Annotated in this window: 15 protein-coding genes; 5 read left to right on the top strand and 10 right to left on the bottom strand. The window is 58.5% G+C overall.

What is annotated here, in order from left to right; genetic code table 11:
- Positions 1 to 8: 8 nt before the first annotated feature.
- The gene (locus GOW56_RS01535; protein ID WP_171204738.1) at positions 9 to 623 is read left to right on the top strand and encodes a class I SAM-dependent methyltransferase; all 615 of its coding nucleotides are present in this window, start codon (positions 9 to 11) and stop codon (positions 621 to 623) included.
- Entirely contained in the window at positions 620 to 1,501 is an 882-nt protein-coding gene (gluQRS, locus tag GOW56_RS01530) for a tRNA glutamyl-Q(34) synthetase GluQRS (RefSeq protein WP_171204737.1), read from the top strand. Before GOW56_RS01535 ends, gluQRS begins: the two co-directional genes overlap by 4 nt.
- 10 nt (positions 1,502 to 1,511) lie before the next feature.
- Here gluQRS and hisI read toward each other — a convergent pair whose 3' ends face one another.
- Positions 1,512 to 1,901 (bottom strand): phosphoribosyl-AMP cyclohydrolase, encoded by a 390-nt coding sequence (gene hisI / locus GOW56_RS01525; protein ID WP_171204736.1) that lies wholly within the window; start codon positions 1,899 to 1,901, stop codon positions 1,512 to 1,514.
- 48 nt (positions 1,902 to 1,949) lie between these two features.
- Between hisI and GOW56_RS01520 the strand changes: the two genes are divergently transcribed.
- Together GOW56_RS01520 and GOW56_RS01515 are read left to right on the top strand one after the other, a co-directional pair.
- A complete protein-coding gene (locus tag GOW56_RS01520; RefSeq protein WP_152457940.1) occupies positions 1,950 to 2,402 on the top strand; it encodes an iron-sulfur cluster assembly scaffold protein in 453 nt (150 codons plus the stop codon).
- 59 nt (positions 2,403 to 2,461) lie between these two features.
- On the top strand, positions 2,462 to 3,100 hold the full coding sequence (locus GOW56_RS01515) for a MarC family protein (RefSeq protein WP_152457939.1): 639 nt from the start codon (positions 2,462 to 2,464) through the stop codon (positions 3,098 to 3,100).
- A 184-nt stretch (positions 3,101 to 3,284) separates the two neighbouring features.
- Here the strand turns inward: GOW56_RS01515 and GOW56_RS21985 are convergent, their stop codons facing one another.
- The 5 genes from GOW56_RS21985 to GOW56_RS01495 all read right to left on the bottom strand — a co-directional run bounded on the left by GOW56_RS21985 (position 3,285) and on the right by GOW56_RS01495 (position 9,079).
- Positions 3,285 to 3,407, bottom strand: a complete 123-nt coding sequence (locus GOW56_RS21985; RefSeq protein ID WP_256368775.1) for a hypothetical protein — start codon at positions 3,405 to 3,407, stop codon at positions 3,285 to 3,287.
- A 112-nt stretch (positions 3,408 to 3,519) separates the two neighbouring features.
- A complete protein-coding gene (gene recG, locus GOW56_RS01510) occupies positions 3,520 to 5,610 on the bottom strand; it encodes an ATP-dependent DNA helicase RecG (protein ID WP_171204735.1) in 2,091 nt (696 codons plus the stop codon).
- Complete coding sequence (ligA, locus tag GOW56_RS01505; RefSeq protein ID WP_171204734.1) at positions 5,607 to 7,859, bottom strand: NAD-dependent DNA ligase LigA; 2,253 nt, start codon at positions 7,857 to 7,859, stop codon at positions 5,607 to 5,609. The genes recG and ligA overlap by 4 nt, the downstream gene beginning before the upstream one ends.
- A gap of 123 nt (positions 7,860 to 7,982) precedes the next feature.
- Positions 7,983 to 8,699, bottom strand: coding sequence for a response regulator transcription factor CtrA (gene ctrA / locus GOW56_RS01500; RefSeq protein ID WP_152457936.1), 717 nt, complete (start codon positions 8,697 to 8,699; stop codon positions 7,983 to 7,985).
- A gap of 86 nt (positions 8,700 to 8,785) precedes the next feature.
- Positions 8,786 to 9,079, bottom strand: coding sequence for a DUF1153 domain-containing protein (locus GOW56_RS01495; protein ID WP_171168228.1), 294 nt, complete (start codon positions 9,077 to 9,079; stop codon positions 8,786 to 8,788).
- A gap of 128 nt (positions 9,080 to 9,207) precedes the next feature.
- On the opposite strand from GOW56_RS01495, the gene mnmA reads away from it, so the two are divergent.
- Positions 9,208 to 10,353 carry a tRNA 2-thiouridine(34) synthase MnmA gene (gene mnmA / locus GOW56_RS01490; RefSeq protein WP_171204733.1) on the top strand — a complete coding sequence of 382 codons (1,146 nt, stop codon included), beginning with the start codon at positions 9,208 to 9,210 and terminating at the stop codon, positions 10,351 to 10,353.
- Here mnmA and GOW56_RS01485 read toward each other — a convergent pair.
- The 4 genes from GOW56_RS01485 to GOW56_RS01470 all read right to left on the bottom strand — a co-directional run bounded on the left by GOW56_RS01485 (position 10,350) and on the right by GOW56_RS01470 (position 13,523).
- Positions 10,350 to 10,895: a carboxymuconolactone decarboxylase family protein gene (locus GOW56_RS01485; protein ID WP_171204732.1), complete on the bottom strand. Its 546-nt coding sequence runs from the start codon at positions 10,893 to 10,895 to the stop codon at positions 10,350 to 10,352. The two genes, mnmA and GOW56_RS01485, sit on opposite strands and share 4 nt — an antisense overlap.
- Positions 10,896 to 10,994: 99 nt before the next feature.
- A complete protein-coding gene (locus GOW56_RS01480) occupies positions 10,995 to 11,570 on the bottom strand; it encodes a hypothetical protein (RefSeq protein ID WP_171204731.1) in 576 nt (191 codons plus the stop codon).
- Complete coding sequence (gene lpxB / locus GOW56_RS01475; protein WP_171204730.1) at positions 11,563 to 12,729, bottom strand: lipid-A-disaccharide synthase; 1,167 nt, start codon at positions 12,727 to 12,729, stop codon at positions 11,563 to 11,565. Before lpxB ends, GOW56_RS01480 begins: the two co-directional genes overlap by 8 nt.
- Positions 12,729 to 13,523, bottom strand: a complete 795-nt coding sequence (locus tag GOW56_RS01470; RefSeq protein ID WP_171204729.1) for an LpxI family protein — start codon at positions 13,521 to 13,523, stop codon at positions 12,729 to 12,731. Before GOW56_RS01470 ends, lpxB begins: the two co-directional genes overlap by 1 nt.
- Between the last annotated feature and the right edge of the window lie 4 nt (positions 13,524 to 13,527).

Below are 13,527 nucleotides of genomic sequence, written 5' to 3'. Positions count from 1 at the left end.
ATGACGGGATGAGCGACAAGTTCCTGGACAGCACCTACAATCTCGACACGCCTGAAGACACTGAAACGCATTATCAGAACTGGGCCGCGACCTACGAAAAAGAGGTCGCGGAACAGGGATATGCAACCCCGGGACGGGTGGCCGCGGCTTTGTGGCAATTCCACCCTCACCCCCAAACGCCGATTCTGGACTTCGGCTGCGGAACGGGGCTTTCCGGTCTCGCCTTGCGGGCAGCGGGATTTGAGGTCATCGATGGTATCGATCCCACCCCCAAAATGCTGGAAGAGGCAGAGGCCAAGGGTGTTTACCGAACCCTGACCGGGTTTGACATCACCAAACCGGCCCCCCTCAGGCGCGGCGCGTATTCGGTGATCACCGCCATCGGCGTCATCGGTCAGGGCGCGGCCCCGCCCGAGACATTCGACCAATTGATGCACACCTTGCCCAAAGGTGGGTTGCTGGCGTTTTCCCTGAACGATCATACGCTGAAAGATCACAAATTCACCTGCCGACTGACGGATTGGGTCGACATGGGTGCCGCACGTTTGCTATTTCGTGAACACGGGCCGCACTTGCCCGGCATCAACCTTAACTCTGACGTGTATGTTATAGAAAAAGCGTGACTTTCGTAACGCGTTTCGCGCCATCCCCGACTGGCCCGCTTCACCTTGGTCACGCGTATTCTGCGATGATCGCCAGCGACATGGCCAGATCCGAACACGGCCGGTTCTTGCTGCGCATCGAAGATATCGATCGGTCCCGCTCGCGTCCGCATTGGGAGGATCAGATCTATGATGACCTCAATTGGTTGGGGCTGACATGGCCGGAACCGGTGCTGCGTCAATCAGATCGGCTGAGTATCTATGATCGCGCGTTGGAGCGGTTGTGGATGAAAGGTCTTCTGTATCCTTGCCTGTGCAATCGCAAAGATATTGCCGCCGCCGCAAGCGCGCCCCAGGAAGGCGCGCCCTTGCTTGGTCCAGACGGAATTATCTATCCCGGAACGTGTCGAAAAATCAACCAGGGCATAGACTTAAGTCAAAAACCTCACCCAAAGGACCAGGTGTTGCGACTGGATGTTGCCAAGGCCTGTCAAACAATCCAAGATCCGGCCAGTTTCCAATTCTTGGAACTGGGCTCCGGCCCCGGTGGCGAAACAGGAACAATTGCTTTCACCCCGGATGAGATGGAAACCAGTGTCGGCGATATCGTTCTGGCCCGCCGCGACATGGGCACGTCCTACCATTTATCCGTCGTTCTTGACGACGCGGCCCAGGGGATCACCCATGTAGTCCGAGGTCAGGATCTGTTCGAAGCCACCCGCATCCATGTGCTGCTTCAGGTGCTGTTGGATTTGCCGACGCCTGCGTATTATCATCACGATCTGATCCGCGATGACGCCGGCAAACGGCTGGCGAAACGCGACGATGCGCGTGCCATCGCGAAATACCGGGCCGATGGTGCCAGCCCGGCAGACATCCGGCATATGGTGGGGCTTTGATCTGGCTCAGTTACGCCATCGGGGCCATCAGTTCGGTCTCGGCCCCGTCCCGCACCGCAGTATAAAAGCACGTCCGGCGGTTGGTGTGACAGGCAGCACCGGTTTGACGCACCAGAACCAACAGGCAATCGCGGTCACAGTCGATGCGGAGATCCACCAGTTCCTGCACATGGCCCGAAGTTTCACCCTTGATCCAGAAAGACTGACGCGAGCGCGACCAATAGGTCACCCTGCCCGTTTCCAGCGTCTTTTCAATGGCCTGTGCGTTCATCCATGCCATCATCAGAACTTCGCCCGACACCTCATCCTGCGCAATTGCCGGAATCAGTCCCGCCTCGTTATATTTCAGAGTCGATGGATCAAACGCGACGGGGTGAGACATGACAAAAACCTTTTGCATCCGTTGGGCTGGCCACTATGTATGAGGAACACACGACGAGGGAAAGCCATGAGCGGCGAGAACGACTTGATCAAGCTGTATTCCGGACGCATTCTGGCGTTGGCGGCCGACATCCCGCATCTGGATCGGTTGGAAAACCCGGATGCAACAGTCAAGAAACGCTCGCCTCTTTGTGGCTCTACCGTAACGGTTGATTTGAAGGTTCAGGATGGACGTGTCAGCGCCTTCGGGCAGGACGTCAAAGCCTGCGCGCTGGGACAGGCCTCTGCTTCGGTGGTTGGCGACGCGATCATTGGTGCCACGCGTGCGCAGGTCGAAGCAGCGCGCGATCAGCTTGCGGCCATGTTGAAAAAGGACGGCCCCGCCCCGGATGCGCCGTTTGACGGTCTTGAGGTCCTGATGCCGGCGCGGGACTACAAGAACCGCCACGCGTCAATTCTGCTGGCGCTGGATGCCGCCGCCGAAGCCATGGCGCAGGCCGAACAGGCAGATTGCGCCTGATCATAGCTATTTGATGTAAACCCGTTTACCTTCCGCTTAAATTTAAGGAGGGATGGGTTTTGGAAAATCTACTCGAGCATTTTGTAACTCTTTGGGTCGTAATAGACCCGATTGGAACTATTCCCGTTTTCATTGCCGTCACTGCGGGGCTAGAGGCCGCCGCGCGTCGCAAAACAGCGCTGTTGGCATCGATAATAAGCGCCGGTGTCCTTTTGTTCTTTCTCGTGTTTGGGCAATTGCTGATCGAAGCGCTGGATATTGGACTGAATTCATTTCAGGTCGCAGGCGGCATCATCTTGTTTCTGTTCGCTCTGACCATGATCTTTGGCGAAAGCAAACAAGACATAGAACAGCGTCAGGCCGAAGAGGATCAGGAAGATAAGTATCACAAGCAGAATCCCGCGATATTTCCTCTTGCGGTTCCGTCTCTGGCCTCGCCCGGCGCGATGCTTGCAGTGGTGATCCTGACGGACAACCATAGATACAGTGCAGCCGATCAGGGGATTACCGCATTGGTCATGCTGTCGGTTTTAGTAGTTGCCTTCGTTCTCATGCTTCTGGCCGAACCGATCATCCGCCTGATTGGCCATTCAGGAGCAGCGATCATCAGCCGTATCATGGGGATGATCCTAGCCTCGGTCGCGGTCAATTCAGTGCTGTCCGCATTGCTTGAGATTTTCAAAACCGGCCAGTTGTAAAAAAAACCGCCGCACCTTCCGGGCGAAAGGGCGGCGGCAGGCATTGCGTGTCTCGCGTGGGGTCCGGATTACCGCACGGGGCCGAGGCAAGGCCCCTCAAGGGGTTTGGGACAGGCACGTCACCCTTGACTGAAATGGGGATGACAGCGCGGTTTTTTCGGCACGAGATCGCAGGCAGAAAGGTTCAGAAGCCAACCGGCAGGTGCAAGGCGACCATCAGGATCACGACCAGAGATATCACGCCCACGGCATCCTGTAGGATCGTCGATTGTGAGCGGCTGAATACGGTCTTGATCTGGGTCAGCATAGGGTCACCTCCGGTCAGAGCTTTAATCCTTTGTTGACCTTTTGTTCTCATATTTACCCGAGTCGGTAAAGAACTTTTTGAGAACATTTGTGAACTTTCTGGATCTTTTTGCCTAACCCACTGAAATCAAACGGATCGCCTGATCCTGCTTCATCAGCCACAAAAGCACGCGTGCCGCGCGCCCCCGGTCCGAGGTCAGCTTGGGATCCGCATTCAGCAATGCCCGGGCATCGGATTGGGCCACGGCCATCAAGCCGGCCTGACGCTCGAGGTCCGCAATGCGGAACTTTGGCAGACCGGACTGCGCAGTTCCGATCAGATCCCCGGCACCGCGCATCTCCAGATCGGTTTCAGAAATACGGAATCCGTCTTCGGTTTCACGCAGAACCTCCAGCCTTTTGCGCCCCCCCTCGCTGAGCGGCGGTTGATACATCAACAAACACGTCGATTCCGCATCACCCCGGCCCACGCGGCCGCGCAATTGATGCAGTTGGGCCAGACCAAAGATTTCGGCCCGTTCGATGACCATGATCGTGGCATTGGGCACATTGACCCCCACTTCAATGACGGTCGTGGCCACAAGAACTTTGGTGTCCCCGTTCTGGAATGCGGACATTGCCGCGTCTTTTTCCGACGGCGGCATTTGCCCGTGAACCAGCCCGACCACACCTTCGCCCAATATGGCACGCAAGCGTTTGAACCGTTCTTCAGCAGCCGTCAGGTCTGAAACCTCGGATTCATCGACCAAGGGGCAGACCCAATAGCATTGCCGCCCCTCATCAATCGCCCGACGCAGATGCGACACGACCTCGTCCATGCGCTGCGTACTGACAATCGCTGTCTTGATCGGTTTGCGCCCCGGCGGCTTTTCGTCCAGCACCGAGACATCCATATCGCCATATTGCGCCAACGCCAGACTGCGTGGAATCGGGGTGGCGGTCATCACCAATACATCCGCGCCCTGCCCTTTTTCCGACAACTCCATCCTCTGGCGCACGCCAAACCGGTGCTGTTCATCAACTATGGCCAAGCGCAGCGCTTTGAATTCAACATCACTCTGAAACACGGCATGGGTGCCGACCAGAATTTGGATATTGCCATTTTTCAAAGCCTCAAGCTTGGCGCGCCGCTCTGCGCCCTTGTCACGCCCAGTGAGCAGCTCCAGCACCACTCCGGCCTCTTCCGCCAGCGGTCGCAACCCTTCTAGGTGCTGGCGGGCGAGTATCTCGGTCGGGGCCATCATCACGCCCTGCCCTTTGGCCTCGACTGCAATCAGAAGGGCCATGAAGGCCACCAATGTCTTGCCGGCCCCCACATCACCCTGCAACAATCGGTTCATGCGGGAATCCGATGCCATATCGGCGGCGATTTCCTCGATCGCGCGGCTTTGTGCGCTGGTCGGACGATAAGGAAGGCTGGCCAACACCCTGGATTGCAACGCGCCTGTCCCTACGCTGACGACACCACGGGACTTCCGCTCTCGCTGACGCGCCAGAGCCAGCGTCATCTGATGGGCGAACAGCTCGTCATAGGCCAGACGCTGACGCGCGGGCGCAAATGGTGAGACATCATCAGCCCCCTGAGGATTGTGACCGGCACGAATTGCCGAGATCCAATCCGGCCAGTTTTGCTGTGCCATCTGCGCCGGGTCGATCCATTCCGCCAGCTTTGGCGCCCGCGCCAATGCGCTGCGGGTGGCCTTGAAGGCCGTCTTTTGAGTCAGCCCCTGTGTCAGATGATATACCGGTTCGAATTCCGGAATTTCACTGGCTTGCTCGACCGGCAACATATGATCCGGATGCACCATCTGAGCCATGCCGTCGAACAGCTCCAGCTTGCCCGAGATCACACGGCGCGCGCCCTGAGGCAGTACTTTCTTCAGATACTCCCCGCGCGCGTGAAAGAAAACCAGCTGGAAATCGGCCTGGCTGTCTTCGACATGCACGCGGTATGCGCCCCCCTTGTTGCGCGGCGGCCTGTGTGGGCCGACCGTCACTTCGACGGTCAACGTGGCGGGCAGATCGACGCCCTGAATCGTCTCTCGCCGACGTCGGTCGACGACGGCATAGGGCAAGCCGAACAGAACGTCGCGTGGGCTCTCAACGCCGGCCTGTTGCAGGACCTGCGCGGTCTTGGGGCCGACGCCCTCGAGTGTTTCAAGCCCCGCAAACAGCGGGAACAGCTGTTCCGGCCTCCCGCTCATGCGCCTTCGATCAGCTGCAACCAGCCATCCTCATCCAGGGTTTCGATACCCAGCTCTGCCGCTTTCCTGGCTTTCGAACCCGCACCGGGCCCGGCGACCAGAATGTCGGTTTTCTTGCTGACGGAACCAGAAACCTTCGCACCCAACGCCTCGGCCCGTGCCTTTGCCTCGGCGCGGGTCATCTTTTCCAAAGTACCGGTGAACACAACCGTCTTGCCAGCCACCGGGCTGTCTGAGGCGGGCGCATCAGGAGCGAAGATTGTCAGTTCCTTGCGCAACGTATCGAACGCGCGCCTCTCTTCCACGTTCGAAAATGCATCGGACAGGGACAGACCCAGCGTTGCGCCGATCCCGTCTATTCCAATCAACTCAGCCCAGGCGGCATTGGCATCCGGCGGAACACGCGCCGCGGTTATGGCCGCATCCCGCACTTCCTTGACACGTGCCCGACGACCTTCTGCCAGCGCGGCTGCCCGTTCGGCATCCTCGGCCTCATCCGCTTGCCGCTGAGCCAAAGCCGCAGGGCGGGCGGCGTCCAGGGCCTGCGTCATGGCCTCCCAATCGCGGTAAAACAGCGCCAGATCGCGCGCTCCGACCTCGCCGACATGTCGAATGCCCAAAGCGAACAACAGGCGCGCAAACGGAATGGTCCGCTTTTCGTCGATCGCGGCAAACAGGTTTCTGGCCGAGGTTTCCCCCCACCCATCCCTGTTTTTCAGCCGTGCCAGATTGGCCCTGTCACGCTGCTCCAGTGTAAAGATATCCGCCGGAGTCTTTATCGGAAGGATCGGATCATCATAGAACATCTCGATCTGTTTCGCGCCAAGGCCTTCTATGTCAAACGCCTTGCGCGAGACGAAATGCTTCAGTTTTTCAACGGCCTGCGCGGGGCAAATCAAGCCACCGGTGCAGCGGCGGACCGCATCGCCATCTTCACGGATCGCCTCGCTTTGACATTCCGGACAGCGCGTCGGAAAGGTAAAGGGCTGCGAACCGGCCGGGCGCTTGGACAGATCAACATCTGACAGTTTCGGAATCACATCCCCGGCGCGGTATACCTGAACCCAGTCACCGACACGTATATCCTTGCCATCGCGGATCGTGCCGCCCTTGGCATCGCGCCCCGCGATATAGTCTTCGTTGTGCAATGTGGCGTTGGACACAACAACACCACCCACAGTCACTGGATGCAACCGGGCAACCGGGCTAAGCGCGCCTGTACGACCGACCTGAATGTCGATCGCCTCCAGCCTCGTCCAGGCCAGTTCGGCCGGGAACTTGTGTGCGATCGCCCATCGCGGCGTGGTTGAGCGGAACCCCAAACGCGCCTGAAGCGACAGATCATTCACCTTGTAGACGACCCCGTCGATGTCATAGCCCAAGGTGGAACGTTGCGCTTCGATATCCCGGTAATGTTCCAGCATCTCTTGCGTCGTTTTGCACAGGCGGGTCAAGGGATTCGTCGAAAATCCAAGTGATTTCAACCGCTCGATCGCCCCTATCTGCGAGTCGGACAATGGCTCTGAAACCTCTCCCCAGGCGTAAGCAAAGAAACGCAACGGGCGCGAGCGCGTGATTTCCGGATCCAGTTGTCGCAAAGACCCCGCCGCCGCGTTTCTTGGATTGGCAAAGGGTTTTCCGCCGCGCTCTGCCTGCCGCGCGTTCAACGCCTCGAAATCCGCGTGAGACATGTAAACCTCACCCCTGACTTCCAGAACCTCTGGCGCGTTTTCAAGGTGCTGCGGGATATCAGATACCGTGCGGGCATTGGCCGTTACGTTTTCACCGACTTCACCATCTCCGCGCGTGGCAGCCTGAACAAGCTGTCCGTTTTCATACCGCAATGACAACGACAGGCCATCAATCTTGGGTTCGGCGGTGTAGGCCAAACTTTCACCCGCTCCAAGACCCAGGTATTTCCGGATCGACCTGTCGAAATCGGCCACGTCGTCATCATCGAAAGCGTTGCCCAGCGACATCATGCGCACGGCGTGCGTGACTTTCGAAAAACCATCAGCAGGCTTTGCACCCACTTGATCCGTCGGGCTGTCGGGACGCTTGAGATGAGGGAAGCGCGCTTCTATCTCGGCATTGCGCCGTTTGAGAGCGTCATAGTCGGCATCCGACATGTCAGGCGCATCAGCCGTGTGATACAGCGTGTTTGCTTTCGACAATAGTTCGGCCAGACGTGCAAGCTCGGCACGCGCCTCATCTTCCGTCAGCTCGGATATGGAAATTAAGTTGCTCATGGCCTCGCCCTGTCACGCGTACTTGGACCTCAGTGATAGGGCGAGGCCATGGCCAGGTCCAGACGTGCTGAGCCGTGAGTGCAATGTGCCGCCCTGGACCACCGGCGGCACGGGTGGTTCAATTCAAAGCCCGACTGCCATCCGTGTTTCGTCCAGCGTGTTGCTTTGCGGATCTCGCAGCACATAGCCACGGCCCCAGACGGTTTCGATATAGTTCTCTCCGCCGGTCGCATTGCTGAGCTTTTTGCGTAGTTTGCAGATGAACACATCGATGATTTTCAGTTCAGGTTCATCCATGCCGCCATACAGGTGGTTCAGAAACATTTCCTTGGTCAAAGTCGTCCCCTTGCGCAGGCTGAGCAGCTCGAGCATCTGGTATTCCTTGCCGGTCAAATGAACCGTTTTGCCATCCACTTCCACGGTTTTTGCATCAAGGTTCACCGCAATTCGCCCTGTATGAATGATCGATTGCGAATGCCCTTTGGAACGGCGGATGATGGCGTGGATGCGTGCCACCAGTTCTTCGCGATGGAAGGGCTTGGTCAGATAATCATCGGCGCCAAAGCCGAATCCCTTGATCTTGCTTTCGGTATCATCGGCACCGGACAAAATCAGAATCGGCGTTTCCACCCTGGCGATCCGCAACTGGCGCAGAACCTCGTGCCCGTTCATGTCCGGCAGGTTCAAATCAAGCAAGATCAGGTCGTAATCATAGAGTTTCGCCAGATCGATTCCTTCTTCGCCAAGATCCGTCGCATAGACGTTCAGGTTCGCATGCGTCAGCATCAGTTCGATGCTTTTGGACGTGGTCGGATCATCCTCGACAAGAAGTATGCGCATTTTTCACTGCTCCAATTCGGGTCAATAATTCCAATTAAATTTAAACCTGACCAAGAATGGTTAATCTGACGTTACCGTTGAATTATTTATTCACGCTCTCCTTTAGGTTGTCGATACTTTTTTAGCGCCGTCGCCTTCAACGCCTCGGCGCCGTGTTCCGCGACCAAAGAAACCCAACCATTGAATTCTTCGTCGCTCAGGCCATATTTCTTTTTTGCGTCAGACAGGCTGATCAGCCCGTAAAGCACGCCACGCACGACAAGAATCTTGCGTGACGCCACCCATCGCCTTGTGTTCGCCGGCGGCAAATCCGCATGCGTCAAAATGGATCCATCCGGCAGAGCAACAGACCTTGGCCCTTCAACTTTGTGCAAATACATCGCTTTACCCTTCTTGCTGCACCAAAGCTGCCCTCAGCCTACTTAAAGTCGCGTGAAACCGCCCCTTGAGAGTGTGTAGAATTTTCCTATATTCTGCCGGTCTTTCTTAACCCGGACTGGAATCTGCAATGGCCCTCGATACCGAGACCCCGCTGAACTCGCTTGGCTTTGCCAAACCACCCTCGGAAACGCGGGTCGTTGTGGCGATGTCGGGGGGCGTCGACAGTTCCGTTGTCGCGGCCTATCTGGCCGATCTGGGCTATGATGTGGTCGGTGTGACTTTGCAGCTATATGACCACGGCGCGGCATTGGCCAAGAAAGGTGCCTGTTGCGCTGGAATCGATATTCATGATGCGCGACGCGTGGCGGAAGAGCGGGGATTTCCGCATTACGTTCTGGATTACGAGAACATCTTCAAGGATGCCGTGATCGACGAGTTTGCCGACAGCTATCTGGCAGGCGCGACGCCGGTTCCCTGCATCCGCTGCAACGAGCGCGTGAAGTTCAAGGACCTTCTGGAAACCGCTAGGGATCTCGAGGCAGACTGCATGGCCACCGGCCATTACATTCAGCGCAAGATGGGCGCCAACGGACCGGAACTGCACAGCGCCGAAGACGCCAATCGCGATCAGTCCTATTTTCTGTTCTCGACCACGCCAGAGCAATTGAATTTTCTGCGCTTCCCGCTGGGCCACCTGCCGTCAAAAGACGCAACCCGTGAGATGGCGGCGCAGTATGGGCTGTCGGTGGCGGACAAGCCCGACAGCCAGGATATCTGCTTCGTGCCCGACGGCAACTATGCCAGCGTCATCGAAAAACTGCGCCCCGGAGCCGCGGAACCCGGCGAGATCGTTCACGCCGATGGCCGCGTACTGGCGCAGCACAACGGCGTGATCCACTATACGATCGGGCAACGTCGCGGTCTTGGCATCGGCGGCCTTAGCGAGCCGCTTTACGTCGTCAAACTGGACGTCGACAAAAAGCAGGTCGTTGTCGGCCCGAAAGAGATGCTGGCAACGCGCGTCGTTCCGGTGCGCGAGATCAACTGGCTGGGCGATGAACCCTTTTCGTCACGCGATGAATGGCATCTGTCCGTCAAAGTCCGCTCGACCCGCCCGCCGCGCGAGGCAATCATTCGGCCGCTGTCGGACACCACGGCCGAGGTCGAACTGCTGACCCCCGAGGAAGGCATCTCGCCCGGGCAGGCCTGCGTATTTTACGCAAACGAAGGCAGTCGCGTGTTCGGCGGCGGCTGGATCTGGCGTGGGTATTAGGCTGAAACCGGCTCGACCTCGGGTTCGATCTGAATCTGCAATGCATCGTTGAACCGATTGAACGCACCGCACAAGGCGATGCGCCAAGTTAGCTCGACGATCTGGGCATCGGTGAACCATTCCCTCAGATCCGCCACTTCGGCATCCTTCATACGGCCCGACCGGATCGTCACGGCTTCGGCATAGCGCACGACCGCCTTGTCACAGGCATCCAGCTCCGGATGATCCTCGACGTCCGGCAGACGCGACGCCCCTTCGGGGCTCAGCCCCGCGACGGACAGCAGCGGTGTGTGATGCGACACGCAATAATCGCAGGCATTCAGTTTCGATACCGTCACCATCGCCAGCTCCAACGCACGGCGTGGCAGGTTCTCCTGCTCTCGCAGGGTTGTCAGCATTCCCGTGACATGGTTCAGAACCGGAGGGCAATACGCAGCGACGCGGGCCCAGTTGTCAAATGGTCCATAGGCGCCCAATGCAGCGTGGGAAGCGCGCGCGTCGGCGGTCATTTCCTGATCCGACAAAGGGGGGATGCGGGTCATGTCGAAAGCTCCTTTTCTGGGTCACGATACCTTGGACCTGCGCCCCAGCAACAGACCTTGCAGGTCACATATGCGATACGAAGCGCTCTCTTTGCCGGGTCACAACATATCGGTGGGAGAATTGAAGAGAATATAGAGCCCGACGCAGACCATGATATATGGCGCAATCCGATCCAGCCGGGCAACGCGCGGGCCAAGGCTTTTGGCGTGGGGTGCCCCCCATGCCGCAACAACAACCAGCAAGGCGGCCGCGCTGGCGGCACCGATCAACGCAACAACCCGATAGGACGGCGCCGAATCCGCAAGCAGAGGGGTCATTACCGCAAAACTGTCTATCGAGAGGCTCAGGAAAAGCGTCACCACCGAAGTCACCGCCCCTTTTGACTCCGCACCTTCGGTGTCCGCGTCGCGAAACTGATGCCAGATTCCGCGCAAGCCAAACACCAGCGGGACAAGGCCAAGATAGCCGATCCAAAACGGAAGGCCGCTCTGGTTCAGGCCCACGGCCACGGTCATGGCCAGGGAAAGTACGATCGTCTGAGCGACGGCAAAGCCCACGATCGCACGGCGCTGTTCCATCACCAGAATCAAGCCCAACAAGACAGCCAGATTGTCCAGATTGGTAGAGATCATCGCGATCCCCGCAGAGACTGCAAACAGCGCGTGATCAAGCATTGCTTGGCTGCATTCTGTTCAAAACCGCCCGCGCCGCGCGCAAGCCGGGTGCTTCGCCCCCACGCCCCAACCTGTCCATGGTCAGGTTCATGGCAAGCTGTTGCGCATCGGGTGCGTCGGCTACCTTTCGCAAGGCTTCGGCGATTTTTTGAGGCTGACAATCATCCAGCAGGCATTCCGGCACGGCGCGTGTTTCCGAAACCAGATTGACCAGTGTAACGGTGTCCAGCTTGACCATCCGTTCCGCCATTTTCTGCGTTAGCCAGTTGAGTTTGTATGCAATTACCATCGGCGTATTCTGCGCCGCAAGTTCCAGCGAAACCGTTCCCGAAGCAGCAAGGGCAAGATCTGCGGCGCCAAAGGCTGCTCGTTTGTCGGCCATGGCTTGCTCTGCCCCCACCTGGCGCGGGTCCAGCACCACGGGGGTGCCTGGCCATTCTGGTACCAGGTCATTTATCAGATCGGTTGTCGCACCTACGGTCGGGATCACCACGCGGTAATTCGGGTGGTCATCGAAAAACAACCGCAACGCGCCGCCGAAAGACTCTGCCAGACGTTCGATCTCACCCCGCCGAGACCCGGGCAAGGCCAGCAGGATCGGCGCATTGCCCAGATCAAAGCGGTGGCGAAAGGCGGCAATCTCGTCAGGCGTGGCAATCGGTTCGCCTACCACAGGATGGCCGACAAAGTCGCATTCCATCCCTGCCCGCTCCATATACGGAGGTTCAAAAGGAAGAAGCGCCAGCACATGGTCGATGACCTTTGCCATCTTGTCTGCACGCCCGGGGCGCCAGGCCCAGACGCTGGGGGCAACATAATGCACGGTTCGGATTTTGCTGTTGGCTTTTACGATTTTGGCGACGCGCAAGCTGAAATCCGGGCTATCTATGGTGATTAGAACATCCGGTTTCGTGTCCAGCACCGCCTGTGCCGTCTCGGATATCCGCCGTTTCAGTTGAAAAAACTTCGGCAGCACTTCGACAAGCCCCATGACCGACAGCTCGGACATCGGGAACCGACTGCGCAGACCCTGCGCTTGCATCAGCTGGCCTCCCACACCGTCGAATTCAACCTCGGGCACCAGGGTTTTCAACCCCTCCATCAGCGCGCCGCCCAACCGGTCGCCCGAAGGTTCACCGGCGACCAGAAAGACACGCATCAGACCGACCGCTCGCGGATATAGAGAAACAGACCCAGACGGTTGCATTCAGCGATGACGCGCTCTTTTTCCAGAACCAGCACACCGTCTTTTTCCAAAACGATCCCGGACAAACCTGCCGCAACCGTGTCGGTAACGGTTTCCGGCCCGATGGCGGGCAAATCGGCGCGCCGATCCTGATCGGGTTTGGGACCTTTGAATAGAATGCCGCCGCCAGCGTCGGGGCGTTGGGTCAGGGATTGCAGCATCCACGCGGTGCCGAACACCCCCTCGATGGCCAGCGCCTGCCCTTTTGACACGGCACAGGCCTGCCCGGTATCCGCCGCCCCCATTGCCCGAAGAATCCCGGCGGCGCGGTCAGCGTCTGCCATGTCGGCGTCTGAGGGCTGGGCTTCGGTCAGACATCCCACAGGCGGCAACAAACCGGGCGCGATCTCATGCGCGGCCCTGAGGGTGAGGCCGGCCCCTTCAAGAATTCCGATCACGGCGCGCAAAGCGCCGTCATCCCCGGACAGGATGGCCTTTTGGATGATCGGAACCAATGGCAGCGTCGCGGCGTCAATGCGCGAGGGGTCGATTGGCGGGCGCCGAACAGCGCCAGCCAGACAGATATCGGTCACGCCCCGCGCCTTCAGGTCAGCGATGAAACTGCCCAGCTGTTCCAGAGGAAACACGACATCCGCACTCAGGGTGTCCGGCAGAAACCCCTCCATCGCGCAGATCAAAGGGCGTTCTGTCAACTGCGCAACAACTTCGGTCGGCAGCGCCCCGGTTCCCGCAATCAACGCAAGCATGACC

It is taken from the genome of Ruegeria sp. HKCCA0235A, from assembly GCF_013033235.1.
Lineage (GTDB): Bacteria > Pseudomonadota > Alphaproteobacteria > Rhodobacterales > Rhodobacteraceae > Ruegeria.
This window is presented reverse-complemented; position numbering and strand designations above follow the sequence as displayed.